This is a genomic window from Paraburkholderia sp. BR14320, assembly GCF_040948665.1.
In the GTDB taxonomy this organism is placed as follows: domain Bacteria; phylum Pseudomonadota; class Gammaproteobacteria; order Burkholderiales; family Burkholderiaceae; genus Paraburkholderia; species Paraburkholderia youngii.
Map to the genome: position 1 here is coordinate 187,772 of NZ_JBFPKG010000006.1, position 25,975 is coordinate 213,746.

Annotated in this window: 26 protein-coding genes; 16 read left to right on the forward strand and 10 right to left on the reverse strand. The window is 64.4% G+C overall.

The features are described from left to right. Positions 1–113 precede the first annotated feature (113 nt). Both AB3X89_RS08945 and lexA read right to left on the reverse strand, forming a co-directional pair. Positions 114–458: a hypothetical protein gene (locus AB3X89_RS08945; RefSeq protein WP_368582845.1), complete on the reverse strand. Its 345-nt coding sequence runs from the start codon at positions 456–458 to the stop codon at positions 114–116. A gap of 102 nt (positions 459–560) precedes the next feature. Beyond that, a complete protein-coding gene (gene lexA / locus AB3X89_RS08950) occupies positions 561–1,211 on the reverse strand; it encodes a transcriptional repressor LexA (protein ID WP_008922406.1) in 651 nt (216 codons plus the stop codon). Positions 1,212–1,523: 312 nt separating this feature from the next. Between lexA and AB3X89_RS08955 the strand changes: the two genes are divergently transcribed. The 6 genes from AB3X89_RS08955 to AB3X89_RS08980 all read left to right on the forward strand — a co-directional run bounded on the left by AB3X89_RS08955 (position 1,524) and on the right by AB3X89_RS08980 (position 7,833). Beyond that, the gene (locus AB3X89_RS08955) at positions 1,524–2,570 is read left to right on the forward strand and encodes a sulfate ABC transporter substrate-binding protein (RefSeq protein WP_368582846.1); all 1,047 of its coding nucleotides are present in this window, start codon (positions 1,524–1,526) and stop codon (positions 2,568–2,570) included. A gap of 158 nt (positions 2,571–2,728) precedes the next feature. Next, complete coding sequence (gene cysT / locus AB3X89_RS08960; protein ID WP_368582847.1) at positions 2,729–3,625, forward strand: sulfate ABC transporter permease subunit CysT; 897 nt, start codon at positions 2,729–2,731, stop codon at positions 3,623–3,625. Next, the gene (gene cysW, locus AB3X89_RS08965) at positions 3,622–4,626 is read left to right on the forward strand and encodes a sulfate ABC transporter permease subunit CysW (RefSeq protein ID WP_368582848.1); all 1,005 of its coding nucleotides are present in this window, start codon (positions 3,622–3,624) and stop codon (positions 4,624–4,626) included. The genes cysT and cysW overlap by 4 nt, the downstream gene beginning before the upstream one ends. Then, positions 4,627–5,685 (forward strand): sulfate/molybdate ABC transporter ATP-binding protein, encoded by a 1,059-nt coding sequence (locus AB3X89_RS08970; RefSeq protein ID WP_368582849.1) that lies wholly within the window; start codon positions 4,627–4,629, stop codon positions 5,683–5,685. It begins immediately after the preceding gene. A 121-nt stretch (positions 5,686–5,806) separates the two neighbouring features. Continuing rightward, on the forward strand, positions 5,807–6,733 hold the full coding sequence (locus AB3X89_RS08975; RefSeq protein WP_013089301.1) for a CysB family HTH-type transcriptional regulator: 927 nt from the start codon (positions 5,807–5,809) through the stop codon (positions 6,731–6,733). A 53-nt stretch (positions 6,734–6,786) separates the two neighbouring features. After that, positions 6,787–7,833: an asparaginase gene (locus tag AB3X89_RS08980; RefSeq protein ID WP_368582850.1), complete on the forward strand. Its 1,047-nt coding sequence runs from the start codon at positions 6,787–6,789 to the stop codon at positions 7,831–7,833. 260 nt (positions 7,834–8,093) lie between these two features. Here the strand turns inward: AB3X89_RS08980 and AB3X89_RS08985 are convergent, their stop codons facing one another. From AB3X89_RS08985 to gcl, 3 genes are all read right to left on the reverse strand, one after another. Beyond that, positions 8,094–9,005: a 2-hydroxy-3-oxopropionate reductase gene (locus tag AB3X89_RS08985; protein ID WP_368582851.1), complete on the reverse strand. Its 912-nt coding sequence runs from the start codon at positions 9,003–9,005 to the stop codon at positions 8,094–8,096. Between the two features lie 50 nt (positions 9,006–9,055). Beyond that, entirely contained in the window at positions 9,056–9,865 is an 810-nt protein-coding gene (otnI, locus tag AB3X89_RS08990) for a 2-oxo-tetronate isomerase (RefSeq protein ID WP_368582853.1), read from the reverse strand. 129 nt (positions 9,866–9,994) lie between these two features. Beyond that, the gene (gene gcl / locus AB3X89_RS08995) at positions 9,995–11,770 is read right to left on the reverse strand and encodes a glyoxylate carboligase (protein ID WP_152851937.1); all 1,776 of its coding nucleotides are present in this window, start codon (positions 11,768–11,770) and stop codon (positions 9,995–9,997) included. 174 nt (positions 11,771–11,944) lie between these two features. Here gcl and AB3X89_RS09000 point away from each other — a divergent pair, with 174 nt between their 5' ends. From AB3X89_RS09000 to AB3X89_RS09045, 10 genes are all read left to right on the forward strand, one after another. Then, entirely contained in the window at positions 11,945–12,859 is a 915-nt protein-coding gene (locus tag AB3X89_RS09000; RefSeq protein WP_368582854.1) for a LysR substrate-binding domain-containing protein, read from the forward strand. Positions 12,860–13,053: 194 nt separating this feature from the next. Beyond that, on the forward strand, positions 13,054–13,944 hold the full coding sequence (locus AB3X89_RS09005) for an RNA polymerase sigma factor (protein ID WP_368582912.1): 891 nt from the start codon (positions 13,054–13,056) through the stop codon (positions 13,942–13,944). Next, positions 13,934–14,881, forward strand: a complete 948-nt coding sequence (locus AB3X89_RS09010) for an anti-sigma factor (protein ID WP_368582856.1) — start codon at positions 13,934–13,936, stop codon at positions 14,879–14,881. The genes AB3X89_RS09005 and AB3X89_RS09010 overlap by 11 nt, the downstream gene beginning before the upstream one ends. A gap of 193 nt (positions 14,882–15,074) precedes the next feature. Then, positions 15,075–15,449, forward strand: coding sequence for a 30S ribosomal protein S6 (gene rpsF, locus AB3X89_RS09015; RefSeq protein ID WP_013089311.1), 375 nt, complete (start codon positions 15,075–15,077; stop codon positions 15,447–15,449). A gap of 68 nt (positions 15,450–15,517) precedes the next feature. Then, complete coding sequence (gene priB / locus AB3X89_RS09020; protein WP_176108684.1) at positions 15,518–15,817, forward strand: primosomal replication protein N; 300 nt, start codon at positions 15,518–15,520, stop codon at positions 15,815–15,817. A gap of 2 nt (positions 15,818–15,819) precedes the next feature. After that, positions 15,820–16,095: a 30S ribosomal protein S18 gene (rpsR, locus tag AB3X89_RS09025; RefSeq protein WP_008922421.1), complete on the forward strand. Its 276-nt coding sequence runs from the start codon at positions 15,820–15,822 to the stop codon at positions 16,093–16,095. Between the two features lie 27 nt (positions 16,096–16,122). Continuing rightward, on the forward strand, positions 16,123–16,575 hold the full coding sequence (rplI, locus tag AB3X89_RS09030) for a 50S ribosomal protein L9 (RefSeq protein WP_013089313.1): 453 nt from the start codon (positions 16,123–16,125) through the stop codon (positions 16,573–16,575). Positions 16,576–16,741: 166 nt separating this feature from the next. Next, on the forward strand, positions 16,742–18,130 hold the full coding sequence (locus tag AB3X89_RS09035) for a replicative DNA helicase (protein ID WP_368582857.1): 1,389 nt from the start codon (positions 16,742–16,744) through the stop codon (positions 18,128–18,130). Between the two features lie 115 nt (positions 18,131–18,245). Further along, positions 18,246–18,872, forward strand: coding sequence for a DUF47 domain-containing protein (locus AB3X89_RS09040; protein WP_368582858.1), 627 nt, complete (start codon positions 18,246–18,248; stop codon positions 18,870–18,872). Continuing rightward, the gene (locus AB3X89_RS09045) at positions 18,872–19,882 is read left to right on the forward strand and encodes an anion permease (RefSeq protein ID WP_368582859.1); all 1,011 of its coding nucleotides are present in this window, start codon (positions 18,872–18,874) and stop codon (positions 19,880–19,882) included. Before AB3X89_RS09040 ends, AB3X89_RS09045 begins: the two co-directional genes overlap by 1 nt. Positions 19,883–20,047: 165 nt before the next feature. On the opposite strand, the gene AB3X89_RS09050 is transcribed toward AB3X89_RS09045, so the two are convergent. The 5 genes from AB3X89_RS09050 to AB3X89_RS09070 form a co-directional block, all read right to left on the reverse strand. Next, positions 20,048–20,854: an SDR family NAD(P)-dependent oxidoreductase gene (locus AB3X89_RS09050; protein ID WP_368582860.1), complete on the reverse strand. Its 807-nt coding sequence runs from the start codon at positions 20,852–20,854 to the stop codon at positions 20,048–20,050. A gap of 51 nt (positions 20,855–20,905) precedes the next feature. After that, a complete protein-coding gene (locus tag AB3X89_RS09055; protein ID WP_368582862.1) occupies positions 20,906–21,991 on the reverse strand; it encodes an NlpC/P60 family protein in 1,086 nt (361 codons plus the stop codon). A gap of 210 nt (positions 21,992–22,201) precedes the next feature. Continuing rightward, positions 22,202–24,040 carry a PhoH family protein gene (locus AB3X89_RS09060; RefSeq protein WP_368582864.1) on the reverse strand — a complete coding sequence of 613 codons (1,839 nt, stop codon included), beginning with the start codon at positions 24,038–24,040 and terminating at the stop codon, positions 22,202–22,204. Between the two features lie 355 nt (positions 24,041–24,395). Next, complete coding sequence (locus tag AB3X89_RS09065; RefSeq protein ID WP_368582865.1) at positions 24,396–24,857, reverse strand: peroxiredoxin; 462 nt, start codon at positions 24,855–24,857, stop codon at positions 24,396–24,398. Positions 24,858–25,069: 212 nt separating this feature from the next. Next, positions 25,070–25,963 (reverse strand): polysaccharide deacetylase family protein, encoded by an 894-nt coding sequence (locus tag AB3X89_RS09070; RefSeq protein ID WP_368582867.1) that lies wholly within the window; start codon positions 25,961–25,963, stop codon positions 25,070–25,072. Positions 25,964–25,975 lie beyond the last annotated feature (12 nt).

The following is a 25,975-nucleotide window of genomic DNA, read 5'->3' on the forward strand; positions in this document are numbered from 1 at the left end:
GGACTCCACGTCAGTGATGATCTAACGTCGACCACGGCGAGGTCGAAACGATCCCATCCCACGCGAATCTCTGAACATCCGAAGTGCTTATTGCATGCGTGCTCAGAATTCGCTCAGGCTTCGAACACCGCGCCGTGCACGTTGGCTTCGTCGGCTATGCAACGATCGATCATACGGCATACGGCGTCGACCGTGCCGACCATGATCAGTCGCGACGGTCCATGATAGACCCGCACCGGTGCGCGGCGCGCGGGCTCCGCGATATTCAGCGCCGAATTCAGCGATACGCGCGCAAACGCCGGCAACGACGACGGCAGACCGCAAGCTTCGGCAGTCACGTCGAACAGCGACGGCGTGCGCGCCGCGGGCGCCTCGAGCGGCGCGCAAGGCGTGAGCTTGCGCAGATGGCGCAGACGGCCGAACTGGCGAAAAGGCAGCAGACGGGCAAGGCGTTCCATGAGTTCCTCCAGACGATGCAGCTTAAATGCGCGGCGTAATGCGGGCGTTAATGCGGCTTGGGTCGGACAAACCGGCGCGAGCGTTCCGGCAACAGCGAAGGATCAGAACTCGCTGGGGCGAATCAGCCCGACCGCGATCCCTTCGAGCGCGAAATCCGCGCTGCCGGTTTCCACGAAGATGTTGTCGTAGTCGGGGTTTTCGGCGATCAGCTCGATGCCGTTCGGCCGGCGCTTCAGACGCTTGACCGTCACGTCGTCGCCAAGGCGCGCAATGATGATCTGGCCGTCTTTCGCTTCGCTGCGCTTTTGCACCGCGAGCAGGTCGCCGTCGAGAATGCCCGCGTCGCGCATCGACAGGCCGCGCACCTTCAGCAGGTAGTCGGGCTTGCTCGAGAACAGCGCCGGGTCGCACGCGTAGTGCTGCGAGATATGTTCCTGCGCGAGGATCGGGCTACCCGCCGCGACCCGGCCGATCAGGGGCAGTGACAACTGCATCAGGCCCGCATGTGGCAGCGTGAACTGGTGCGGCGCATCCTCCTGCCCGGACAGCAGGCGGATGCCGCGCGACGCGCCGGCCGCCAGTTCGATCACGCCCTTGCGCGCCAGCGCGCGCAGATGCTCTTCCGCGGAATTGGCCGAACTGAAACCGAGTTCGGCGGCAATTTCCGCGCGAGTGGGCGGAAAGCCGGTGCGTTCGATCGCGCGGCGGATCAGATCGAAAACCTGCTGCTGTCGTGCGGTGAGTTTTGTCATGGCCACTGTATGTATGAACAGGTGACTGTATTTTTATACAGTATTCGGCGCATTTCAAGCTTTACTTTAAGTTCGGCGCAAGGGGCGCGCTGGGGCGTCGTTTATCGGCGACATGGCGGCGTTTTCGGCGTCGGAACAGCCGGCGCGTCTGCCGTTACCACTTTTGGGCATTAAAAAATGAGGAAACATTATTTTTAATGATGAAAGCCCTTCGATAGACTGGCTTCCGGGTTGGCGCTCATGTGCACGTGACCGCGACGCAAAACGACACCAGACGCTTATCAGCGGACCATCACGCGGAGAAAAACTGAAATGAACCATCGGCATACGGGGCTTGCGGCTCGAACCAGAAAACTGATCACGGCGCTTGCCGTCGGCGCGGCGGGTACGCTCGGCATGTTGGGCGCAAGCGGTGTCGCGCACGCCGACACCACGCTGCTGAACGTGTCCTACGATCCGACCCGCGAGCTGTATCAGGACATCAATCAGGCATTCAGCAAGGAATGGAAGGCCAAGACCGGCGAAGCCGTCACCTTCAAGCAGTCGCACGGCGGCTCGGGCGCGCAGGCCCGCTCGGTGGTCGATGGTCTGCAGGCCGACGTCGTGACGCTTGCGCTCGCTTACGACATCGACGCGATCGCGAACAAGGGGCTCGTCGACAAGAACTGGCAGAAGCGTCTGCCGGACAACGCATCGCCGTACACGTCGACGATCGTGTTTCTGGTGCGCAAGGGCAACCCGAAGCACATCAAGGATTGGGACGATCTGGTGAAGCCGGGCGTGTCGATCGTGACGCCGAATCCGAAGACCTCGGGCGGCGCGCGCTGGAACTACCTGGCCGCTTGGGCGTACGCCGAGCATCAGCCGGGCGGCAACGCCCAGAAGGCCAAGGAGTTCGTCGGCAAGCTGTACAAGAACGCCGGCGTGCTCGATTCGGGCGCGCGCGGCGCGACCACCAGCTTCGTGCAGCGCGATATCGGCGACGTGCTGATCGCGTGGGAAAACGAGGCGTTCCTGTCGGTGAAGGAGTTCGGCCCGGACAAGTTCGAAATCGTGGTGCCGTCGGCGAGCATTCTGGCCGAGCCGCCGGTCGCGGTGGTCGACAAGGTCGTCGACAAACACGGCACGCGCAAGCTGGCGGACGCGTATCTGAACTTCCTGTATAGCGAGGAAGGCCAGGAGATCGCCGCACGCAATTTCTATCGTCCGCGATCGAACAAGGTGCCGGCCGATCTGACCGCGAAGTTTCCGAAGCTGAAGCTGTACACGATCGACGATTCGTTCGGCGGCTGGACCAACGCGCAAAAGACCCATTTCGCGGACGGCGGCGTGTTCGATTCGATTTATCAGCCGCAGTAACAACCACGGCCTGAAGCACAGGCACAGGCAAAAGAGCGCGCCCAGTGGGCGCGCTTTCGGCTAACCGGGGTCCGGTGGCCAGCAGGGCGGCAACACCGCAGTACGGCAACACAGCAAAACGAACAACCGCGAGCATCAACCATGAACGAGTATCCAGCATGACCACGTTGACTTTCCGCAAGCCGAGCGCATTGCCCGGCTTTGGCCTGACACTCGGCATCACGGTGGCTTATTTGAGCCTCGTGGTGCTGATTCCATTGGCGGCGACCTTTCTGAAAACCGCGACGCTCGACTGGGACCAGTTCGTGCGCGCGGTCACGTCGCCGCGCGTGCTCGCGTCGTATCGGCTGACGTTCTTCTCGGCGCTCGGCGGCGCGCTGATCAACGCGGTGTTCGGCTTTCTCGTCGCGTGGGTGCTGGTGCGCTATAGGTTTCCGTTCAAGCGCATCGTCGATGCGGTCGTCGATCTGCCGTTCGCTCTGCCCACCTCGGTCGCCGGTATTTCGCTCGCGGCCGTGTATGCGGGTAACGGCTGGATCGGCCAGTTCCTCGCGCCGCTCGGCATCAAGATCGCGTTCACGCCGGTCGGCGTGCTGGTCGCGCTGACGTTCATCGGCCTGCCGTTCGTCGTGCGCACGGTGCAGCCGGTGCTCGAGGAGTTCGAGCGCGAGCAGGAGGAGGCGGCCGCGTGCCTCGGCGCGTCGCGCTGGCTCACGTTTCGCCGCGTCGTGCTGCCGGCCGTGTTCCCGGCGCTGCTGACCGGCTTCGCGCTCGCCTTCGCGCGCGCGCTCGGCGAATACGGCTCGGTGATCTTCATCGCCGGTAATGTGCCGATGAAGTCGGAGATCACGTCGCTCCTGATCATCACGAAGCTCGAGCAGTACGACTATGCGGGTGCGACGGCGCTCGCGGTCGTGATGCTGGTCGTGTCGTTTCTGATGCTGCTGCTGATCAACACGCTGCAGTGGTGGCTGCAGCGCCGCACGAGCCGCGGCAATGCGGGGCCCGCGCCAGCTGCCACGAGCGTCGCCGCAATCGGTGGAGGTGCGCCATGAGCCGCCGTCCGACCAACCCGGCAAGCGGTGCGCGCCGCCCCGATCCGGTCAGCGAACCGCCCGTTGTGCGCTGGCTGCTGATCGGCGTCGCACTGTTGTTTCTCGCGCTGTTCCTGGTCGTGCCGCTCGCCGCGGTGTTCTACCAGGCGCTGAACAAGGGGCTGCGTTTTTACTTCGAAGCGCTCGCCGATCCGGATGCGCTGTCGGCGATCAAGCTGACGCTGCTCACCGCGTCGATCGCGGTGCCGCTGAACCTCGTGTTCGGCCTCGCGGCGTCGTGGTGTATCGCGAAGTTCGAATTCCGCGGCAAGGCGCTGCTGACCACGCTGATCGACCTGCCGTTTTCGGTGTCGCCGGTGATCTCCGGTCTGATCTACGTGCTGATGTTCGGCGCGCAGGGCTGGTTCGGCCCGTGGCTCGCAGATCACAACGTGCAGATCATCTTCGCGGTGCCGGGTATCGTGCTCGCGACGATCTTCGTCACGTTCCCGTTCGTCGCGCGCGAGCTGATCCCGCTGATGCAGGCGCAGGGCAACGACGAGGAAGAGGCCGCGCACGTGCTCGGCGCATCGGGCTGGCAGACGTTCCGTCGTGTGACGCTGCCGAACGTGAAGTGGGGCCTGCTGTACGGCGTGATTCTGTGCAATGCGCGCGCGATGGGCGAGTTCGGCGCGGTGTCGGTGGTGTCCGGCCATATTCGCGGGCAGACCGACACGATGCCGCTGCACGTCGAAATCCTCTACAACGAGTACAACTTCTCGGCCGCGTTCGCCGTGGCCTCGCTGCTCGCGCTGCTGGCGCTGGTCACGCTGGGGCTCAAGCTGCTGGCCGAGCGTCATATGTCGGCGGAACTGTCGGCGGCGCGTGAGGTGCCCGCGTATGCGGGACCGGCGCCGGGCGGTGCATCACAGGCCAATAGCGCGCAGTCCGCTTCTCATTCGTTTTTCGTCGACGCCACGCCTGCGTCGCAGCGACATCCGCTCAAGCAAGGAGAGCTGTAAATGGGTATCACCGTTCGTAACCTGCAAAAGCGCTTCGGCGATTTCGTCGCGCTCGACAACGTGTCGCTCGACTTCCCGCCAGGCGAACTCGTCGCGCTGCTCGGGCCGTCGGGTTGCGGCAAGACGACCTTGCTGCGTGTGATCGCGGGCCTCGAATACGCGGACGGCGGCCAGGTCGAGCTGCAAGGCCAGGACGTCGCGGCGGTCGGCGCGCGCGAGCGTGAGGTCGGCTTCGTGTTTCAGCATTACGCGCTGTTCCGTCATATGACGGTGTTCGAGAATGTCGCGTTCGGCCTGCGCGTAAAGCCGCGCAAAGAACGTCCGTCGGAGAAGGTGATTCGCGAGAAGGTGCATGAACTGCTGAAGCTCGTGCAACTAGATTGGCTTGCGCAACGGTATCCGTCCGAGCTGTCCGGTGGTCAGCGGCAACGCATTGCGCTTGCGCGCGCGTTGGCCGTGGAGCCGAAGGTGCTGCTGCTCGACGAGCCGTTCGGCGCGCTCGACGCGAAGGTGCGCAAGGAACTGCGCAGCTGGCTGCGCCGTTTGCATGACGATCTGCATATCTCGACGATCTTCGTCACGCACGATCAGGAAGAAGCGCTCGAAGTGGCCGATCGCATCGTCGTGCTCAATCGAGGGCATGTCGAGCAGGTGGGAAGCCCGCAGGACGTGTACGACCATCCGCAGACGCCGTTCGTCTATGAGTTTCTCGGCGCGGCAAACCGTCTGCACGGCAACGTCGATGCGCAAGGCTTCGTCGTCGATGGCGCCGCGCTGCCGGTCGCGATCACGGCGGGTTTCAGCGGTCCCGCGTTCGCCTATGTGCGGCCGCATGATCTGCAGCTGTATTCGCAGGCAGCCGGGCATCGAAACGGCATCGTCGTCGACGTGCGGCGCGTGGTGACGCTCGGCGGCTCGGTGCGCGTCGAACTCGCCGGTCGCGAGGGCAATCTGCTCGAAGCCGAACTCGATCGCGAAACGTGGCGTGATCTGCAACTCGCGGTCGGCGACGGTGTGACCGCAGTGCCGCGCGCGCTGCGGGTGTTTCCGGCGCAGTGAGACGGCAGCGCCGCCGTGCGGCGCACGAAGCAGGCGAGAAACGTATCGGCCGTACCGAGTGGTTCCCTTTGGCATTTGACAGCTCTAATAACTCAACTCTGGCAGAACCGGAGACACAACGATGAATTTCCAGCAATTGCGCTTCGTGCGCGAGGCCGTGCGGCAGAACATGAACCTGACGGAAGTGGCGAACGTGCTGTACACGTCGCAGTCGGGCGTGTCGAAACAGATCAAGGACCTCGAGGACGAGCTCGGCGTCGACATTTTCATTCGCCGCGGCAAGCGGCTCACGGGCCTCACTGAACCGGGCAAGGCCGTGCATCAGTTGATCGAGCGGATGCTGCTCGATGCGGAGAATCTGCGCCGCGTCGCGCGTCAGTACGCGGATCAGGACAGCGGCCATCTCGTCGTCGCGACCACCCACACGCAGGCGCGCTACGCGCTGCCGAAGGTGGTCCGGCAGTTCACGTCGGTGTTCCCGAAGGTGCATCTGGCGCTGCGCCAGGGCAGCCCGCAGCAGATCGCGCAGATGATCATCAACGGCGAGGCCGATATCGGCATCTCGACCGAGGCGCTCGACCGCTTCCCCGACATCGTCACGTTCCCGTGCTATTCGTGGCATCACGTGGTGGTGGTGCCGAAGGATCATCCGCTGGTCGGCCGCGAAAACCTGACGCTCGACGAGATCGCCGAATTCCCGATCGTCACGTACGACCAGGACTTCACGGGCCGCTCGCATATCGACCAGGCATTCGCGAAAGCAGGCGCGTTGCCCGACGTCGTGCTGACCGCGATCGACGCCGACGTGATCAAGACCTACGTCGAGCTCGGCATGGGCATTGGCGTGGTCGCGGCGATGGCCTACGATCCGAAGCGCGACACCGAACTCGTCGCGCTCGATACGCAGCATCTGTTCGAGGCGAGCACGACGCGCGTCGGTTTGCGCAAGGGCGCGTTCCTGCGCGCGTACGCGTATCGGCTGATCGAAATGTTCGCGCCGCAACTGAGCGAGACCGATATCGCGGCGCAGTTGCGCGAGGCCGCTTAAGCCTCGCGCTTTCACGCATGGCGGCGCGCGGCGCATCGCTTACAATCGCCGCCATGAATACCTCGACATCCTCTCTCCCGACTCCTCCGAGCACGCCGGGCTCCGCTTCCTTGTTGCCGCGCATCGCCGTGCTCGCGACCGGCGGCACGATCGCCGGCGCGGCACCGGATGCCGCCAACACGTCCGGCTATCAGGCGGGCGTCGTCGGCGTCGATCAGTTGCTCGCGGCGGTGCCGGCACTGTCGACGGTCGCGCGCGTCGCGCCGGAGCAGATCGCCAGCGTCGATAGCAAGGACATGGCGCTGCCGCTGTGGACCACGCTCGCGCAACGTATCAACGCGCTGCTCGCGAGCGACGACGTCGACGGCGTGGTCGTCACGCACGGCACCGACACGCTCGAAGAAACCGCCTACCTGTTGCACCTGACCGTCAAGTCGGACAAGCCCGTCGTGCTGACCGCGGCGATGCGGCCGGCGTCGGCGCTATCGGCCGATGGTCCGTTGAATCTGCTGAACGCGGTGACGGTCGCGGCGCATGCGGCTTCGTGCGGGCAGGGCGTGCTGGTCGCGTTCAACAATCGCATCCATTGCGCGCGCGACGTCGTGAAGACGAGCACCTATGCGGTCGACGCATTCCAGTCGCCGGAAATCGGTGCGCTTGGCTGGGTGCAGGATGGGCGCGTCGAGTTTCAACGCAGTGTGGTGCGCGCGCATACGCTTGCGAGCGAGTTCGCGATCGATACGGCGTGGCCGCACGTAGAGATCGTCGCGAGCTATGCGGGCGTGTCGCGCATTGCCGTCGATGCGCTCATCGCCGCGGGCGTGCGCGGCCTCGTCATCGCGGGCACGGGCAATGGCTCGATCCATCAGGCGTTGCAGCAGGCGCTCGCCGACGCGGTGTCGCGCGGCATCGCGGTGGTGCGCTCGTCGCGTGTGGGCTCGGGACATGTGATGCGCAACGGCGCGGCAGCCGACGAAGCGCTCGGCTTCGTCAGCGCGGGTACGCTGAATCCGTACAAGGCGCGCGTGCTGTTGATGCTGGCGCTCGCAGCGGGCCATACGGCGCCGGCTGCGTTGCAAAAGGTGTTCGATACATACTGATCGACGAATCCGACAGCCGGACACCCGACGACGACGTCTGACCGACCAAGGCTTCCTCGGCGTCGCCGGGTGCCGCTGCGGACCCCACTTGCCGCTCTCAGCCCAGAGCGGCGCGATTTGCCCGTTTCGCTGCGCCTGCGGCCGAAGCCGCCGGGCGACGAACGGGCGCCCCACCTGTGCTCATCATTACCGCGCGGATGCCGAAGCGGTCATCAGCGCAATCAACGACGAGCTCAATCACACAGGAACACGAAGGGACCTCAAGCCGCCTTCGCTTCCTTGCTCTCGGGCGTTTGCGCGACCTCATGATTCGCCATGATTTCGAGCGCGCGCACCATCGCCGAGTGGTCCCATGCCTTGCCGCCGTTTGCCGCGCACACGCTGAACAACTGCTGCGCGCTCGCGGTATGCGGCAGCGCGATGCCAAGCTTGCGCGCGCCATCGAGCGCGAGATTCAGGTCCTTCTGATGCAGCTCGATGCGAAAGCCCGGATTGAACGTGCGCTTCGTCATGCGTTCGCCATGCACTTCGAGAATTCGCGACGACGCGAAGCCGCCCATCAACGCGCGGCGCACGCGCTCCGGGTCGGCGCCCGAGCGCGACGCGAACAGCAGCGCTTCCGCGACCGCTTCGATGTTCAGCGCGACGATGATCTGGTTGGCGACCTTGCAGGTCTGACCCGCGCCGTTCTCGCCGATCAGCGAGATGTTCTTGCCCATCAGTTCGAACAGCGGCTTGGCTAAAGCAAAGGCTTTCTCGGGACCGCCGACCATGATCGTCAGCGTCGCGTCGCGCGCGCCGATTTCGCCGCCGGACACCGGCGCATCGAGATAGTCGACGCCGAGCGCGTTGATCTTCTTCGCGAACGCCTGGGTGTCGAGCGGCGAGATCGAGCTCATGTCGATCACGAGTTTGCCTTTGGTGAGGCCAGCGGCGACGCCGTCATCAGCGAACAACACGTTGGCGACGTCCGGTGTGTCCGGAACCATGATGATGACGATGTCGGCGGCCTGTGCGACGGCGGTCGAACTGGCGACCACGCTCGCGCTCTTCGCGATGTCGTCCGGTACCGGATAGGCGCCGTTCACGAACAGCGTATGACCGCCCTTTATAAGGTTGCGCGCCATGTGCGCGCCCATGATGCCGAGCCCGATGAAGCCGATCTTTGCCATGTGTGTGAATCTCCAGTGTTATAGGGAGCGTGCGTTAAGCCTGACGCGTCTCAAGCCGCCGCATGTGCCGCGCCGCGTGCCTGACCAGCGACGCTTTGCACCCAGCCGAGGCCGGCTTCGGTCGTCGTGCGCGGCTTGTATTCGCAACCGACGTAGCCGTCGTAGCCGAGCGAGTCGAGCAGCGCGAACAGATACGGATAGTTGATCTCGCCGGTGCCCGGTTCATGCCGTCCGGGGTTGTCCGCAAGCTGGATATGCGCGATCTGCGCGAGGTTCTTTTCGATCGTCGCCGCGAGTTCGCCTTCCATCCGTTGCATGTGATAGATGTCGTATTGCAGGAACAGATTGTCCGAGCCGACTTCGCGAATCACGTCGAGTCCGTCGCGCGAACGGTTCAGCGCGAAGCCCGGAATGTCGTACGAGTTGCACGGCTCGACGAGCAGCCGGATGCCGGCCTTCTTCAACTCGCGCGCGGCAAAGCGCAGGTTCCCGACGATCGTCGCGCGGGCGGTGTCGGCAGACACGTTCACACCCGGAATGCCGACGAGGCAGTTCAGTTGCGGCACCTTCAACGCGCTTGCGTATTCGATCGCGCGGCCGACGCCTTCCTGGAACTCGGCGACCCGATCCGGCAGACACGCGATGCCGCGTTCACCGGCTTCCCAGTTGCCCGCCGGCAGGTTGTGCAGCACCAGCTTCAGGCGGTTCTGCTGCAGACGTTCGCTCAATTCGGCGATCGAATACGGATACGGGAACAGGAATTCGACGGCATGGAAGCCGGCATTGGCTGCTGCCGCGAAACGGTCGAGGAACGGCACTTCGTTGAACAGCATCGTCAGGTTCGCTGCGAATTTCGGCATGGTGCTTTTGTCTCTCAGGTCGGTCAGGGAATGGCGCGCTGGGCATGATGAGGCGAGGGCGCGGAGCATGAGCTCGGCCCTCGCGCATCGTGCGCGCTGAATGCTGCGGGTACTGCGAACCCGCGACGCTCAGTCGAGCAGGCTGATCGCCGTCGGCGCGTCCTCGCGCTTCTCGGCGAGTTCCTCAAACTCGTTGATCGCGTCGATCTCGGTGCCCATCGAGATGTTGGTCACACGTTCGAGAATCACTTCGACGATCACCGGCACGTTGAACTCGGCGAGCATCGACTGCGCTTTTTGCAGCGCCGGCTTCAGCTCTTCGGGCTTGAACACGCGAATCGCCTTGCAACCGAGACCTTCGGCGACCGCGACGTGATCGACGCCATAGCCGTTGGTCTCCGGCGAGTTGATGTTCTCGAAGCCGAGCTGCACGCAGTAGTCCATTTCGAACGCGCGCTGCGCCTGGCGGATCAGCCCGAGGTACGAGTTGTTCACGACGACATGCACGTACGGCAGCTTGAATTGCGCGCCGGCCGCAAGCTCTTCGATCATGAACTGGAAGTCGTAGTCGCCCGACAACGCGACGATCGGCCGTTGCGGGTCGGCCGCGCGCACGCCGAGCGCCGCTGGAATCGTCCAGCCGAGCGGGCCGGCCTGGCCGCAGTTGATCCAGTTGCGCGCCTTGTACACGTGCAGGAATTGCGCCGCGGCGATCTGCGACAAGCCGATCGTGCTCACGTAGCAGGTGTCGCGGCCGAACACCTGGTTCATCTCTTCATACACGCGCTGCGGCTTCATCGGCACGTTGTCGAAGTGCGTCTTGCGCAGCATCGTGCGCTTGCGTTGCTGGCAATCGGCGACCCATGCGCTGCGATCCTTCAACTTGCCCGCGGCCTTCCATTCGCCGGCGACTTCGACGAACAGTTCGAGCGCGGCCTTCGCGTCCGACACGATGCCGAGATCCGGACCGAACACGCGGCCGATCTGCGTCGGTTCGATATCGACGTGCACGAACTTGCGGCCCTTCGTATACACATCGACGCTGCCGGTGTGACGGTTGGCCCAGCGGTTGCCGATGCCGAGCACGAAGTCGGATGCGAGCATCGTCGCGTTGCCATAGCGGTGCGAGGTCTGCAGACCGACCATGCCGGCCATCAGCGGATGGTCGTCGGGAATCGCGCCCCACGACATCAGTGTCGGGATTACCGGCACGCCGACCGTTTCGGCGAACTTCACGAGCAGGTCTTCGGCCACCGCGTTCAATACGCCGCCGCCCGAGACGATCAGCGGCTTGTCGGCATCGTTGAGCAGCGTGAGCGCCGCTTCGATCTGCTTGCGGGTTGCCTTCGGCTTGTAGACCGGCAGCGGTTCGTACGTGTCGATATCGAATTCGATTTCGGCCAGCTGCACGTCGATCGGCAAGTCGACCAGCACCGGACCCGGACGGCCCGAGCGCATCAGATGGAACGCCTGCTGGAACACGCGCGGCACCAGCGCCGGCTCGCGCACGGTCACGGCCCACTTGGTGACGGGCTTCGCGATCGCTTCGATATCGACGGCCTGGAAGTCTTCCTTGTACAAACGCGCGCGCGGCGCTTGACCCGTGATAGCCAGAATAGGGATCGAGTCAGCCTGGGCGGAGTACAAACCGGTGATCATGTCGGTACCGGCAGGGCCCGACGTGCCAATGCATACGCCGATGTTGCCCGGCTGTGCACGCGTATAGCCCTCGGCCATGTGCGATGCGCCCTCGACGTGACGCGCGAGCACGTGGCTGATGCCGCCGGCTTTGCGCATCGCCGAGTAGAACGGGTTGATCGCGGCGCCCGGCACGCCGAACGCGGTATCGATGCCTTCTTTTTCGAGCACCAGAACGGCGGCGTCGACGGCTCTCATCTTGGCCATGGATGTCTCCTCAATGTCGGTAATTACGTCGGTTGAGGGACACTGTAGGCCTGCGCCAAAGGTTTGATAAGATCAGTCCGGGTCGCTTATTCCGAAACAAAAAGTATCGAATGGCGTGGCGCCCGGCGCACGGCCGGCATCATCAGCCCGGCAAGAGACAGGTGGGAGACGAGCATGGACCGCTTCAAACAGATCGAAACCTTCGTGCGGGTTGCCGATGCGGGCAGTCTCGCGGCGGCGGCGCTGGAGGAGGGCGTTTCGCCGGTGATTCTCGGGCGGCGCATCGACGCGCTGGAGAAGCGCCTCGGCGTCAAGCTGATGTATCGCACGACGCGGCGGCTGGTGGTCAGCGAGGACGGCGCGGCGTTTCTCGAACGCTGCCGCGGGCTCCTCAGCGAGTGGGATCAGGCGGAAAACGAACTGAGCGCGGGGCGCCGCGCGGTGAATGGCCATCTGATCGTGTCGGCGCCGGCCGCGTTCGGCCGCAAGCACGTCGCGCCGCTCGCGCCCGCATTTCTGCGCGACAAGCCCGGGTTGCAGATGTCGTTCAATCTGACCGACCGGGTCGTCGATCTGGTGCGCGAGGGCTACGACCTGTCGATTCGCATCGGCGGCACGGTCGATCCGAACTTCGTCGCGGTGAAGCTCGCGTCGAACCGGCGCGTGGTGTGCGGTACGCCCGAGTATTTCCGCCTTCACGGCAAGCCGAGGACGCTCGAGGATCTGCCGGCCCACAACTGCCTCGCATTCAATCTGCAAGGCGGGCAGAACCGCGGCTGGTACTTCCGCCGCAACGGCAAGCTCGCGACGGTGCGGGTTGGCGGCTCGCTCGACTGCAACGATGGCGAACTGCTGCATCGCTGGGTTTCGGAAGGGCTCGGACTCGGCTGGCGCTCGACATGGGAAATCCAGCAGCAGCTCGCGCGCGGCGAGCTCGAAACCGTGCTCGATGAGTATGCGCTGCCCGATTACGACATCCTCGCGGTCTATCCGCAGCAGCGCTACGTGCCGGCGCGGGTGCGATATTTCATCGACTATCTGAAAGACGTGTACGCCAGCGACGACTACTGGAACCGGCCGTCGTACTAGCGGGCGTATTGGTTGGCGAGAGAGGTGGCGAGAGGCGCGCGGGCGAGCCCGAACTTTTTGGGATTGCTGGCGGAACTCGGGAATAAACTGGGTCTATGGCCAGTTCTGCTGTGAAAGACAGCAACGACACCACGCGGGGCGCTCGACAGCAGCGACCCGCACGACGCAGCCGCCATGCCCTTGGAGGGACCCACGTGGTCCAGACCGACTCAGACGCCGCCCACGCGCGCGGCGAGCCAGATGCCGGCGCCGACGCCGATGCCGACGCCGATGCAGCGAAAAGCCGCCGCTTCCAGCAGCTGGCGTTGCCGCATCTCGACGCCGCGTACAACCTTGCGCGCTGGCTGTGCGGCAATCCGAACGATGCCGAGGACGTCGTGCAGGAAGCGTTCATGCGCGCGTTCCGCTTCTTCGATACGTTTCGCGGCGACTCCGCGCGGCCGTGGCTGCTCGCGATCGTGCGCCGCACCTGGTACACGGAATGGCGGCGGCGCGCGCCGTCGCACGACATGCTCGAATTCGACGAAACGATGGACGACACGACCCTCGACGGCTGGAGCGCAGGCGGTGACGATCCGCAGACGCTGCTGATCCGCGACGAGGATGTGCGACTGGTGCACGATGCGCTGGCGCTTTTGCCGGTCGAGTATCGTGAGGTGCTGATCTTGCGTGAGCTCGAAGAGATGGGATATCGGGAGATCGCGGTGGTGGCCGATGTGCCGATCGGTACGGTGATGTCGCGGCTCGCGCGTGGGCGGCGCAAGCTGGCGGAGGTGTTGATGGCGCAGCAGCGAGGCGGAGGGGAGCCAGTCGGCAAGGCGCGTAAAGGCGGGCAGGGTAGCCGGCAGGAGGGGCCGCCGGATCGGGACGCGCAGACCGGGCGACTCGCACGGTCTGCGGCCACCGCGGCCCCTGCACCTTGCGCCCAGCCGGCCAGAAGTTCAGGCGACGGTCGCCCGGGCTCGTCGGCGGGTATGCCCGCGACCGCAACAGTGACACAGCTCCGGGCGTTTGCCGACGGCCGGCCCCTCAACATTCCCGGCGCTGCCGCCGACCCCGCTCAGGAGACGCCGGATGGACTGTAACGAAGCTCGGCCGCTCCTCGATGCGAATGCCGATCACGAATTGCCGGCGCCCGATGCGCGCCGCGTCCAGCAGCATATCGAGAGCTGCGACGATTGCCGGCGCGCGAGCGACAACGTGCGTGCGTTGAGTGGCGCGCTGCGCGCGGCGCCGTATCATCGGGCGCCGCAGTCGTTGCGGGCGCGGATCGTGGCGGGTTTGCCCGGCGTCGTCGACGAAGGGGGCGTGGTTTTGGCCGCGACGGGTGCGCCTGACGATGTGCCGAAGCAGTCCGCCGCCGGGATGACGCAGCCGGCGACGCAGCAACCTCGGCGTCAGCGTCGCGCGGCGAGGTGGTCCGTGTGGCTCGACGGCTGGCTCGGGGGCTTCGGCGGCCCGCTCGGCGCGGGCGGGGCAAACCGCGCGGCCGCGCGCGGCGGTCTTGTGGCACTGGTGATCGCGTTGTGCGCAGCCGCCGCGGTCCTGACGCTGACACTGCACCGTCCGGCCGAATCCTCGCCGTTCACCGACGAACTCGTCGAAAGCCATGTGCGCGCGCAGGTCTCCGGCCGCGACATCGACGTGATTTCGACAGACCGTCACACGGTGAAGCCATGGTTCAACGGCCGACTCGACTATTCGCCGCCGGTCGAGGACCTCGCGGCGGCCGGCTTCGCGCTTCAGGGTGGCCGGCTCGACTACCTCGCGCATCAGCGGGTCGCGGTGCTCGTGTACCGCTACGGCAAGCACGTGATCGACGTGTACGTGTTTCCGCAGTCCACGGCGGGGGGCGCGGCGCCGGCGTCGCTTGGTCACGACGGCTATTCGATCGCACACTGGGACGCGGCGGGCATGACCTGGTGGGCGATCACGGACGCCGCGCCCGATGCGCTCACGGGCTTCGAAGCGGCGCTCAGAGCGCGGTTGCAGAGCGGCAGCCAACGCACAGAAGCGGGTTGAGCGGCTGCCGCGGCCGGATTTCCCCGGTTCTGTAATCCCTAAGCTCTTGAAAACACATTCGATTCCATGGCCGAATCGGCGGCATGCCTTGCAACCCTTCACCATTCGGGTTACACTTTTCGGCTTCTCACTTGCCGCACCGGTTCCGACGCCCGGGCGGCTTCTATCCAAAAGTCAGCACAAGGAGTGTGTAATGCGTCATTACGAAATCGTCTTTATCGTGCATCCCGATCAAAGCGAGCAAGTGCCCGCCATGATCGAGCGTTACAAGAGCACGATCACGTCGCACGGTGGTCAGATTCACCGCGTCGAAGACTGGGGCCGTCGCCAACTGGCCTACATGATCGAGAAACTCGCGAAGGCTCACTACGTCTGCATGAACATCGAATGCGACCAGACCACGCTCGACGAGCTGGAACATGCGTTCAAGTTCAACGACGCCGTTCTGCGTCACCTGATCGTCAAGATGAAGAAGGCCGAAACCGGCCCGTCGCCGATGATGAAGGAAGTGCAGCGCGAAGAAGCCAAGAAGTCGGCAGCCGCTCAGCCGACCGAAGCGCAGGCTTAAGACACACTATTTAAGCTACCAGACACGCAGCGTCGCTCCGCTCACGTACACGAAGGCATCTCAAGTACATGAACCGGCTGCAACTTACGGCGAGCGTCGTCGAACGCGAAGCGGTGCGGTACACCCCCGCCGGCGTTCCGATTGCGAGCTGCACGTTGCACCACCGCACGGAAGTCGTCGAGGCGGGCATTGCCCGTCAGGTCGAACTAACCATGCAGGCGGTCGCCGCGGGCGAAGCGAGCGGTAAGCTCGAAAACTGTCAGATGGGCGTCGAAACGCTCTTCACAGGTTTTCTGGCTAAAAAGCACCGTAACGCGCGAACTCTGGTATTTCACATCACAGCATTGCAGGACATTGGAAAGGACTAATCATGCCCCGCCCGACTGGTAAGAAATTCGACAAGCGTCGTCAGCAACAGAACCCGCTCTTCAAGCGCAAGAAGTTCTGCCGTTTCACGGCCGCTGGCGTCGAGTACATCGACTACAAAGACATCGAAACGCTGAAGGACTTCATCGGCGAGAACGGCAAGATCACGCCGGCACGTCTCACGGGTACCAAGGCGCACTATCAACGCCAGCTGGACACGGCTATCAAGCGCGCGCGTTTCCTCGCGCTGATGCCGTACACCGACCAGCACAAGGCCTAACCCGACGACGCGATAAGGAGCATCCGAATGCAAATCATTCTTCTGGAAAAAGTCGTCAATCTGGGTAACCTGGGCGACATCGTGAAGGTCAAGGACGGTTACGCACGTAATTTCCTGATCCCGAACAAGCAAGCTCGCCGTGCAACGAAGGAAGCCCTGGCTGAATTCGAAGTGCGCCGCGCAGAACTCGAAAAGGTCGCCGCTGAAAAGCTGGCAGCCGCTCAGGCTCAAGGCGAAAAGCTGGCAGGCCAAACCGTTCAGATCAATCAAAAAGCCGGCGTCGACGGCCGTCTGTTCGGTTCGGTGACGAACGCCGACATCGCCGAAGCACTGGGCAAGCAAGGCTTCGCAGTGGAAAAGGCGCAAGTGCGTCTGCCGGAAGGCCCGCTGAAGATGGTTGGCGAGCACCCGGTTCAGGTTTCGCTGCACACCGACGTTCTCGTCGATGTGACGGTGGCTGTGATCGGCGAGCACGTCTAAGTCGAGCGCTGAGCATCACGCAGGATCAGCCAGCACTTCGCTGGTGAAGGGCAGGGGCCGGGTAACCGGCCCCTGCTTTTTTTGTGCCCGACTATCGTCGTGTATCCCCCGAGTTGGCGTTTTTTCCGCTCGCAGCCGTCGTCGGATTGCCCGATAATTCCTCCCCATGAACGCACCGTCCAAAGATCCCCAACTCGAGTCGCTGAAAGTCCCCCCGCATTCGATCGAAGCCGAGCAATCGGTGCTGGGCGGCCTGCTGCTCGACAACGCGGCGTGGGACCGCATCGCGGACTTCCTCGCGCAGAGCGACTTCTACCGTTACGACCACCGCATCATCTTCGAGCACATCGGCAAGCTGATCGCGGCCACGCGTCCGGCCGACGTGGTCACCGTCTACGAAGCGCTCGGCACCTCGGGCAAGGCGGAAGAGGTCGGCGGCCTCGCTTACCTGAACGCGCTCGCGCAGAACACGCCGAGCGCCGCCAATATCCGCCGCTACGCGGAAATCGTGCGCGACCGCGCGGTGCTGCGCCGGCTCGTGTCGGTCGCCGATGAAATCTCCGCCGACGCGTTCAACCCACAAGGCAAGGAAGTCCGGCAATTGCTGGACGAAGCGGAATCGAAGGTGTTCTCGATCGCCGAAGACGGCGCGCGCGGCACCCAGGGCTTCCTCGAGATCGGGCCGCTGCTGACCGAAGTGGTCGAACGGATCGACACGCTCTATCACACCGCCAATCCGAGCGACGTGACCGGTACGCCAACCGGCTTCGTCGATCTGGACCGCATGACCTCAGGCATGCACGGCGGCGAGTTGATCATCGTCGCGGGCCGTCCGTCGATGGGTAAGACGGCGTTTTCGATGAACATCGGCGAGTACGTCGCGGTCGAGTACGGACTGCCGGTCGCGGTGTTCTCGATGGAAATGCCGGGCACCCAGCTCACGATGCGTATGCTGGGTTCGGTTGGCCGGCTCGATCAGCATCGCATGCGTACCGGGCGTCTGACCGACGAGGATTGGCCGAAGCTCACGCACGCGGTGCAGAAAATGAGCGAGGCGCAGATCTTCATCGACGAAACCGGCGGTCTGAACCCAATGGAACTGCGCTCGCGCGCGCGCCGGCTGTCGCGCCAGTGCGGCAAGCTCGGGCTGATCATCATCGACTATCTGCAGCTGATGAGCGGCTCGTCGGCCGGCGAAAACCGCGCGACCGAAATCTCGGAAATCTCGCGTTCGCTGAAGAGCCTCGCGAAGGAGCTCGACGTGCCGGTGATCGCATTGTCGCAGCTGAATCGCGGCCTCGAGCAGCGGCCAAACAAGCGGCCGATCATGTCGGACCTGCGCGAATCGGGCGCTATCGAACAGGACGCCGACGTGATCCTGTTCATCTACCGCGACGAAGTGTACAACCCGGACAGCCCCGACAAGGGCACGGCGGAGATCATCATTGGCAAGCAGCGGAATGGTCCAATCGGCCCCGTTCGGCTCACGTTCCATGGTCAATACACGAAGTTCGACAATTTTGCAGGTGCGCAGAACTTCTACGGCGGCGAGTGACGCGAAGCGCCGTGGGCTGTTGTAACGGCGCTGTTGCGAGTGCGGCAATGATGGCGGAACGGTACAATATGGCGGTTTTATGTCAGCCATTACGTGACCCATTTCCAGGATCCCAATGTTCGGTCGATTCATGCCCACCGAGGGCAAGTTCTTTGAAATCTTCAATTCGCACGCAAGGTGCATCATCTCGGCGAGCCGCGAACTCGAGCTCCTGATCGACAATCTGCAGGACGCCGAAATCCACAAGCAAAACGTGCAAAAGGCCGAGAAAGCGGCCGACAAGCTCACGCACGAAGCCATCGACCTGCTGCACAAGACTTTCATCACGCCGCTCGACCGTGACGAGATCCACAAGCTGATCACGACGATGGACGACATCCTCGACCTGATGGAGGACGTCGCCACCGCGATCTCGCTGTACGACGTGCAAGCGGTCACGTCGGAGGCGAGCCAGCTCGCGCATATCTGCACGGCGACCTGCGAGCGCGTGCAGTTCGCGGTCAGCCTGCTGTCGGACATGAAGCAGGCGCGCCAGATCCTGAAGGCCTGCGAGGAAATCGACCGGCTCGAATCGGAAGCCGACCGCGTGCTGCGCGCGGCGATGTCGAAGCTGTTCCGCGAGGAAGACGACGTCAAGGTCCTGATCAAGCTGAAGGCGATCTACGAGCTGCTCGAAACGATCACGGACAAGTGTGAGGATGTGGCGAACATCATCGAAGGCATCGTGCTGGAAAACGCATAATGCAATCGATACAACTCGCTATCTGGGTCGTAACCGGCCTGGTTGCCATTGCGCTGGTGTTCGACTTCATGAACGGCTTTCACGACGCGGCGAATTCGATCGCCACGGTCGTATCGACCGGCGTGCTGAAGCCGCAGCAGGCGGTGGCGTTCGCGGCGGCGTTCAACGTCATCGCGTATTTCGTGTTTCACCTGAAGGTGGCCGCAACCGTCGGCAGGGGCACGATCGATCCGGACATCGTCGATCATTACGTGATCTTCGGCGCGCTGGTCGGCGCGATCGCGTGGAACGTGATTACCTGGGTCTACGGCATTCCGTCCAGCTCATCGCACGCGCTGATCGGCGGCCTCGTCGGCGCGGCGCTCGCCAAGTCGGGCTGGGGATCGCTGAACTGGGACGGCCTGATGAAGACCGTCGCGTTCATCTTCATTTCGCCGCTGCTCGGCTTCGTGCTCGGTTCGTTTTTCATGCTGCTGGTGTCGTGGCTGTACTTCCGCACGCCGCCGAGCAAGGTCGACAGGCGCTTCCGCCGCCTGCAACTGCTCTCCGCCGGCTTGTACAGCCTCGGTCATGGCGGCAACGACGCGCAGAAGACAATCGGCGTCATCTGGATGCTGCTGATCGCAACCGGGTTTGCGTCGATGAAGGCGGATGCGCCGCCGCTGTGGGTGATCGGCGGCTGCTATCTGTCGATGGGTCTCGGCACGCTGTTCGGCGGCTGGCGCATCGTCCGCACGATGGGACAGAAAATCACGAAGCTGAAGCCGGTCGGCGGCTTCTGTGCGGAGGCGGGCGGAGCGCTTACCCTGTTCACCGCGTCGGCGCTCGGCATTCCCGTCTCCACCACCCATACGATCACCGGCGCGATCGTCGGGGTCGGCGCGACGCAGAAGTTGAGCGCGGTGCGCTGGGGCGTGGCCGGTAACATCGTGTGGGCGTGGATTCTGACGATTCCGGCATCCGCGCTGCTGTCCGGCGGAGCCTGGTGGCTGGGCCACCACTTCCTGTAATCACCGTGCGATGCAGGCCTGCGCTGCTCGATCGGCCGACTCTGGCTGAACCGCACGCGCGGGCTTCGGCTTCATGCTGCCCGTTACATCGCACCGGTTTCCCTGCATAGTTCGATTGAACGCGCGACTGCGCCGTCCTGAAGGCCGTCGCGTCGCTCTTTCCGTTCAGATCAGCGGTGCGTTTGCGCCGTCCATCGGGATGATCGCGCCCGTCACATAGCTTGCACGGCGACTCGCGAGGAACAGCGCCACGTCGGCGATTTCCTCCGGCTTTGCGTAGCGGCCGAGCGGCGTCCTGGCCTGGCCGCGCGCGAGCGCTTCGTCGTTGCCGATGCCTTGTTGCGCCGCCTCCAGCCGGACCGCTTCCTCGACGCGCTCGGTCAGCGTCGCACCCGGATTGATCGCGTTGATGCGGATGCCATAGCGCGCGTAGTAGTGCGCGAGGCCGACGGTCGCGAGCATCAGCGCCGCGTTGGCCGCGCCGCCTGCGATATGGATGTCGCTCGCGATCTTGCCGCCCATGCCGATGATATTGACGATCGTGCCCGGCTCGGCACCGCCGTTGGCCTTCGCGCGCTCGGCCATACGGCGCAGCACCTCCTGCTGCGGATAGATATACGGGAAATACTTCGCCTCCATCGTCGCCCGAAATGCGTCGGCATCGAGCGTCTCGGGGTCGTACCGGCGCGCGGCGCCGGCGCTATTGATCAGCACGTCGATCGGGCCTACCGCGGCGCTGACTTCCTCGACGATATCGGCGGCACTGTGCGGCTCGTGCAGGTCGGCACGCGTGCGATGCACGTGGAATCCTTCCTGTTTCAGCTGTTCGTAAGCGCGCGCGAGGTTGGCGGGGTCGCGCGACACGATCGCGACCTTCGCGCCTTCCTGTGCGAAGGCCCGCGCGCAGGCGAAACCGATGCCTTTGCTGCCGCCGGTGATGAGCACCACCTTATTTTTGAGCCCGAGTTCCATGGTCGTTACCCGCCGTCGAAAGAATATCGATGACGATAGCAGATCACGACGTCAGAAGTTGCCGTTCGCGAAACGGGCGATCGGGTCGTCACTGCTTTGCGTGGGGGCGGGCACGCCGTGGGAAACCGTCGACGCGCGCATCAGCTGCACGGCGCCAGCGCCGTCGGTCTGCTGTGCCTGGCGGGCCTGGCGTTCCGCGATGGATGCGGGCGGCGGCGGCTCGAATGCATCGGCGGCGGCGTCGATTGCGTCGGGTGCGGTTGGCGGGAGGACGCGGGCAGTCGTGGCTGGCTGGATCGGTTGAGCGGATGAAGGAGCGCCGCTTTCATACGTGCGTGTCTGAGCCACCGGGACCAGCGTCGGTGCCACCGCGCCCGCCGAGCGCGCCTGCAGTTGCGCGGCGCTGAGGCCCGACGGCGGCGGCTCGAATTGATCGGATTGCGCGACGGGCGTGCCGCTGCCTGCACCGGTCGGCGGGATCGTGCCGGCATAGGTCGACGCTGGTCGAACCGCCACCGTCGCCGCCGCGCCCGCGGCAGCGCGCTCCGTTTGCGGCGCGGCCGCCTGATAGCTCGGCGTATCGAACGGCGCGGGCGTCGCCGCCGGTCCCGCCATCCGGCGGATGCCGTCGAAACGCTTCGCCCAGTAGGGATTGGTCAGATAGTCGAGCCGCACTGTGCCGCCGGTCGATGGCGCGTTGACGAAGCGCAGCTTGCCCACGTAGATGCCGACGTGCGAATGCGCGCGCCCGGTAGTATTGAAAAAGATCAGATCGCCGGGCGCGATTTCGTCCGGCTCGACGGATTCGCCGCGCCCGCTCATCTCGGCCGTCGTGCGCGGCAGGTTCACCGACGCCGCGCGCAGCACCACATAGCGCACCAGACCGCTGCAGTCGAAGCCACTGTCGGGCGTATTGCCGCCCCAGCGGTAGGGCACGCCGACGAGGCTCATCGCCTGAATCGAGATTTCCTCGCGGCCGATGCTGTGATCGACGAAATGGGGGAAGCCGGGCGGCGGCTCGTGGTAGGCGCCGTTCGCGACGACGGTGCCGCCGGACCCGCGCGACGTCTTTTGCGGCGCGCCGGCGCAAGCGGCGAGCAGCAGGACGGGCAGCAGCGATAGGGCGAGTCGGCGCATGAAGACAGCACGGGCGGTAAGCGCCCATTTACTCACTGACGATGTCGGGATGGTAGCCGCCCAACAAGGCTGCCGCAAGAATTGTTGATAAATTACTTGAAGTTTGTGCGCTAAGTGTTGCCTGCGGAGAACGTCGGCGCAATAAAAAAGCCGCGTCCGGGATCGAACCGGACGCGGCTTGCGATGAAAGCCGGAAAAAACTGCAAACGCCTAGAGAATCTCCGACGCGTAGTCAGCGAGGCGCGAGCGCTCGCCGCGCGCGAGCGTCACGTGTCCGCTGTGCGCCCAGCCCTTGAAGCGGTCGACCACATAGGTCAGGCCCGAACTGCCCTCGGTCAGGTAAGGCGTGTCGATCTGCGCGATGTTGCCGAGGCAGATGATCTTCGTGCCCGGACCCGCGCGCGTGACGAGCGTCTTCATCTGCTTCGGCGTCAGGTTCTGCGCCTCGTCGATGATCAGATACTTGTCGACGAACGTGCGGCCGCGCATGAAGTTCATGCTCTTGATCTTCAGGCGCGAGCGGATCAGCTCCTGGGTCGCGGCGCGGCCCCATTCGCCGGCGGCGTCGTCGGTTTTCTGCAGCACTTCCAGGTTGTCGTCGAACGCACCCATCCACGGCTGCATCTTTTCCTCTTCGGTGCCCGGCAGGAAGCCGATGTCTTCGCCGACCGGCACGGTCGCGCGGGTCACGATGATCTCGTTGTAGCGCTTGTCGTCGAGCACCTGCGCGAGGCCCGCCGCGAGCGCGACCAGCGTCTTGCCGGTGCCGGCCTGGCCGAGCAGCGTGACGAAGTCGATTTCCGGATTCATCAGCAGGTTCAGCGCGAAGTTCTGCTCGCGATTGCGCGCCGTGATTCCCCACACGTTGTTCTTGTGGTGGCCATAGTCACGCAGCGTTTGCAGCAGCGCGGTCTTGCCATTCAGCTCGCGCACCAGTGCATGAAACGCGGGCTCGCCATTCTGCGGCTCCAGATAAACGAACTCGTTGACCAGCATCGATGCGCACAGCGGACCCGTCACACGGTAGTACGTGGTGCCGGTTTTGGTGTCCTGCCAGCTTTCCATGCCCTTCGCGTGCCTGGTCCAGAAGTCTTGCGGCAGCGCGCGGATGCCCGTGTACAGCAGGTCGCTGTCCTCGAGCACCTGGTCGTTGAAGTAGTCTTCGGCGGGCAGGCCGAGCGCATGCGCCTTGATGCGCATGTTGATGTCTTTCGACACCAGCACGACCTGCCGATCCGCGCGATCGCGCTGCAGCGCGCGCACGACGCCGAGGATCTGGTTGTCGGCCTTGCCTTCGGGCAGCCCTTCGACGGGCTCGATCGCGGTCAGCCGGGTCTGGAAGAACAGCCGTCCGGAGGCCTCGCGGCTGCCCAGCCGCGCGAGCGAAATGCCGTCGGTGATGTCGCCCGCGTTCGCGACCAGCGCGTCGAGCGTGCGGCTCACCTGACGCGCGTTACGCGCGACTTCCGACATCCCCTTCTTGTGGTTGTCGAGCTCTTCCAACGTCATCATCGGCAGATAGACGTCGTGTTCCTCGAAGCGGAACAGGCAGCTCGGATCGTGCATCAGCACGTTGGTGTCGAGCACGAAAAGCTTCTGCACCTCGACTGGCGCGGCGCCGGCGCCGCGTTTCTTGCGCGTGGCGGCCGGGGTCGCCGCGGCGGGTGCGGCGGCTGTTTCGGCCGTGGGGTGCTTCGCGCGTGCCACGACCGGTTGAGCTTCGGCCGCGTCGGCGTCGAGCTGCGCATGCGCGGACGGAACCGGCTGCAACAGCGCGGCGGTCTGCCTGGTCTTGCGGCCGCGCGCCGGCGCGGGTTGCGCGGCGGGCGGCGATTCGACGGCGGGCACGGGCCACAACGTGGTGGCGGCGTTGGCGGCGTGCGCCATCGGGGTGGCAACATTGGCGCGGCCGTAATCGGCCGACTCTGCGGATTCCCCTTCACGCGCCTGTTTTTTCGCAGTGGAGCGCGCGGGCGTGACGGCTTTGGCCTTGTATTCGTCAGGCGACAAAAGATTGCCGAGCTTGCTGGGGGGAGTAGGCAAAGGCATGGTTTCCCTCGAAATGATCGGGTCACATATCGTGCGCCGCCCGTCGCATTCTGACGATGTCCTCATGGGACACCCAGTCTGCGCGAGGAGGCGCGCATTCGGTCTAGAGATGCCGGTTCGCCTGGTCTTCGATAGGCTCCTTGACGGAAGCGCGCGAACCAGTGAACGAGCGGCTGCGCGCAATTAAAAAAGCCGCCGCCCCGGCATTCGGGGCTAGCGGCTCGACGATGATGCTCGCATTGCGCCTCACGCTCCGAACGGCACCGGTGGATCCGGTCAAGCGGCCGTCAGAACTGGCGCAGCGGAGAAAAATATGGGGTGGACAGGCACTCATTGCGGCCCAATATAACGCGCATCAAAGCGCTTGTACAGCCTCCAGAATTTCGTCGACGTGGCCCGGCACCTTGACGCCGCGCCACTCCTGGCGCAGCACGCCAGCGGCGTCGATGAGGAACGTGGAGCGCTCGATTCCCCGTACCTCTTTGCCATACATTTTCTTCATTTTGATGACTGAAAACAGCGCGCACAGCGTTTCTTCCGGATCTGAAATCAGCGGGAAGGGTAGTTCGAGCTTGGCCTTGAAGTTGTCATGCGAACGCAAGCTGTCGCGCGACACGCCGATCACTTCCGCGCCGGCCTTCTTGAACTTCGGATACAGATCGCGGAACTGCAGACCTTCGGTCGTGCAGCCCGGCGTGTTGTCCTTCGGATAGAAATACAGCACCACCTTCTTGCCCCGCAGCTTCGACAGCGTGATTTCGCCGCCCGTCGCGGCGGCGGTGAAGTCGGGGATGGGTTGGTCGACTGCGATGGACACGAGGTTCTCCGGTGGTTGGGGCCGGCGTCGCTAGGTGCCGCGGCGTCGGCCGGTCTGTCGTCGAGGTTGTTGTTGTTCGGGGATTCGGTCAGCGTGCGGCTTGCGGTTGCCTTGAGGTTGCCTTGCGGCTGCCCGATCGGCAGGCCACGCGGCGAACGGGCAGGCAGCAAGCGGCGTGCTTACCGACGACTTTCGCGCCGCGCCGCAGCCCTTCAGGGCTGGACGATCAGTTCGCCGGAGCGCCCCGGAATCTCGCCCCACGTAACAGGGTACGATGGCAGCGTGGCGCGGTCTAGCGTAGCGTAGTAATCGCCCATCGTGGCGAACGTGTGGCCCTGCGCGCGCCAGCCTTCGAGCAACTGTTCGAATACCGGCGCGAGCTTCTGGCCTTCGAGCTCCGCGTGCAGCGTGAACACCTGGTCGTGCGGATTTTTTTCGGTTTGTTTCAGCATCCACGCGGCGACGTTGTGCGTGTCGACACCATCGACACCGAGCACTTCGTCGAGCGTCGGCAGCGTGGTCGGCATCTGCACGTGCTTGAGCGTCCTGCCGTCGACCACCGGCAGATACGGCGAGTGGCCGCGACCATCAGACGCGTAGTGCATGCCCCACGCGTCGATCTGCTCGAACGCGTGGCCGTTCATCTGCCAGCCCGCCGCGCCGTGCGTGACGGGCGGCGCGCCGAATACCTCGATAAAGCGCGCGTGGCTCTGCTGCATCTGCGCGACGGTCCACGCGCGATCTTTGGCGCGCACGTTGTCCTGCCAGTAAACGTGGTCCCACGTATGGATGCCGCACTCGAAGCCGGCTTCGTGGATCGCGCGCATTTCGGCCGCGGCTTTCGCGCCGATGTCCGGACCGGGCAGCAGCACGCCGTACATCAGCTGTTTGACGCCGTAATGCTCGACCACCGACGTGCGCGACACCTTCTTCAGAAAACCCGGCCGCAGCACACGGCGCATCGCCCAACCAGTGTGGTCGGGTCCGAGGCTGAACAGGAAGGTGGCGCGCGCCTTGAAACGGTCGAAGATGCGCGCGAGATTCGGCACGCCTTCGCGGGTGCCGCGCAGCGTGTCGACGTCGATCTTCAGGACGATGCGAGCCAAGGACGCGCCCTT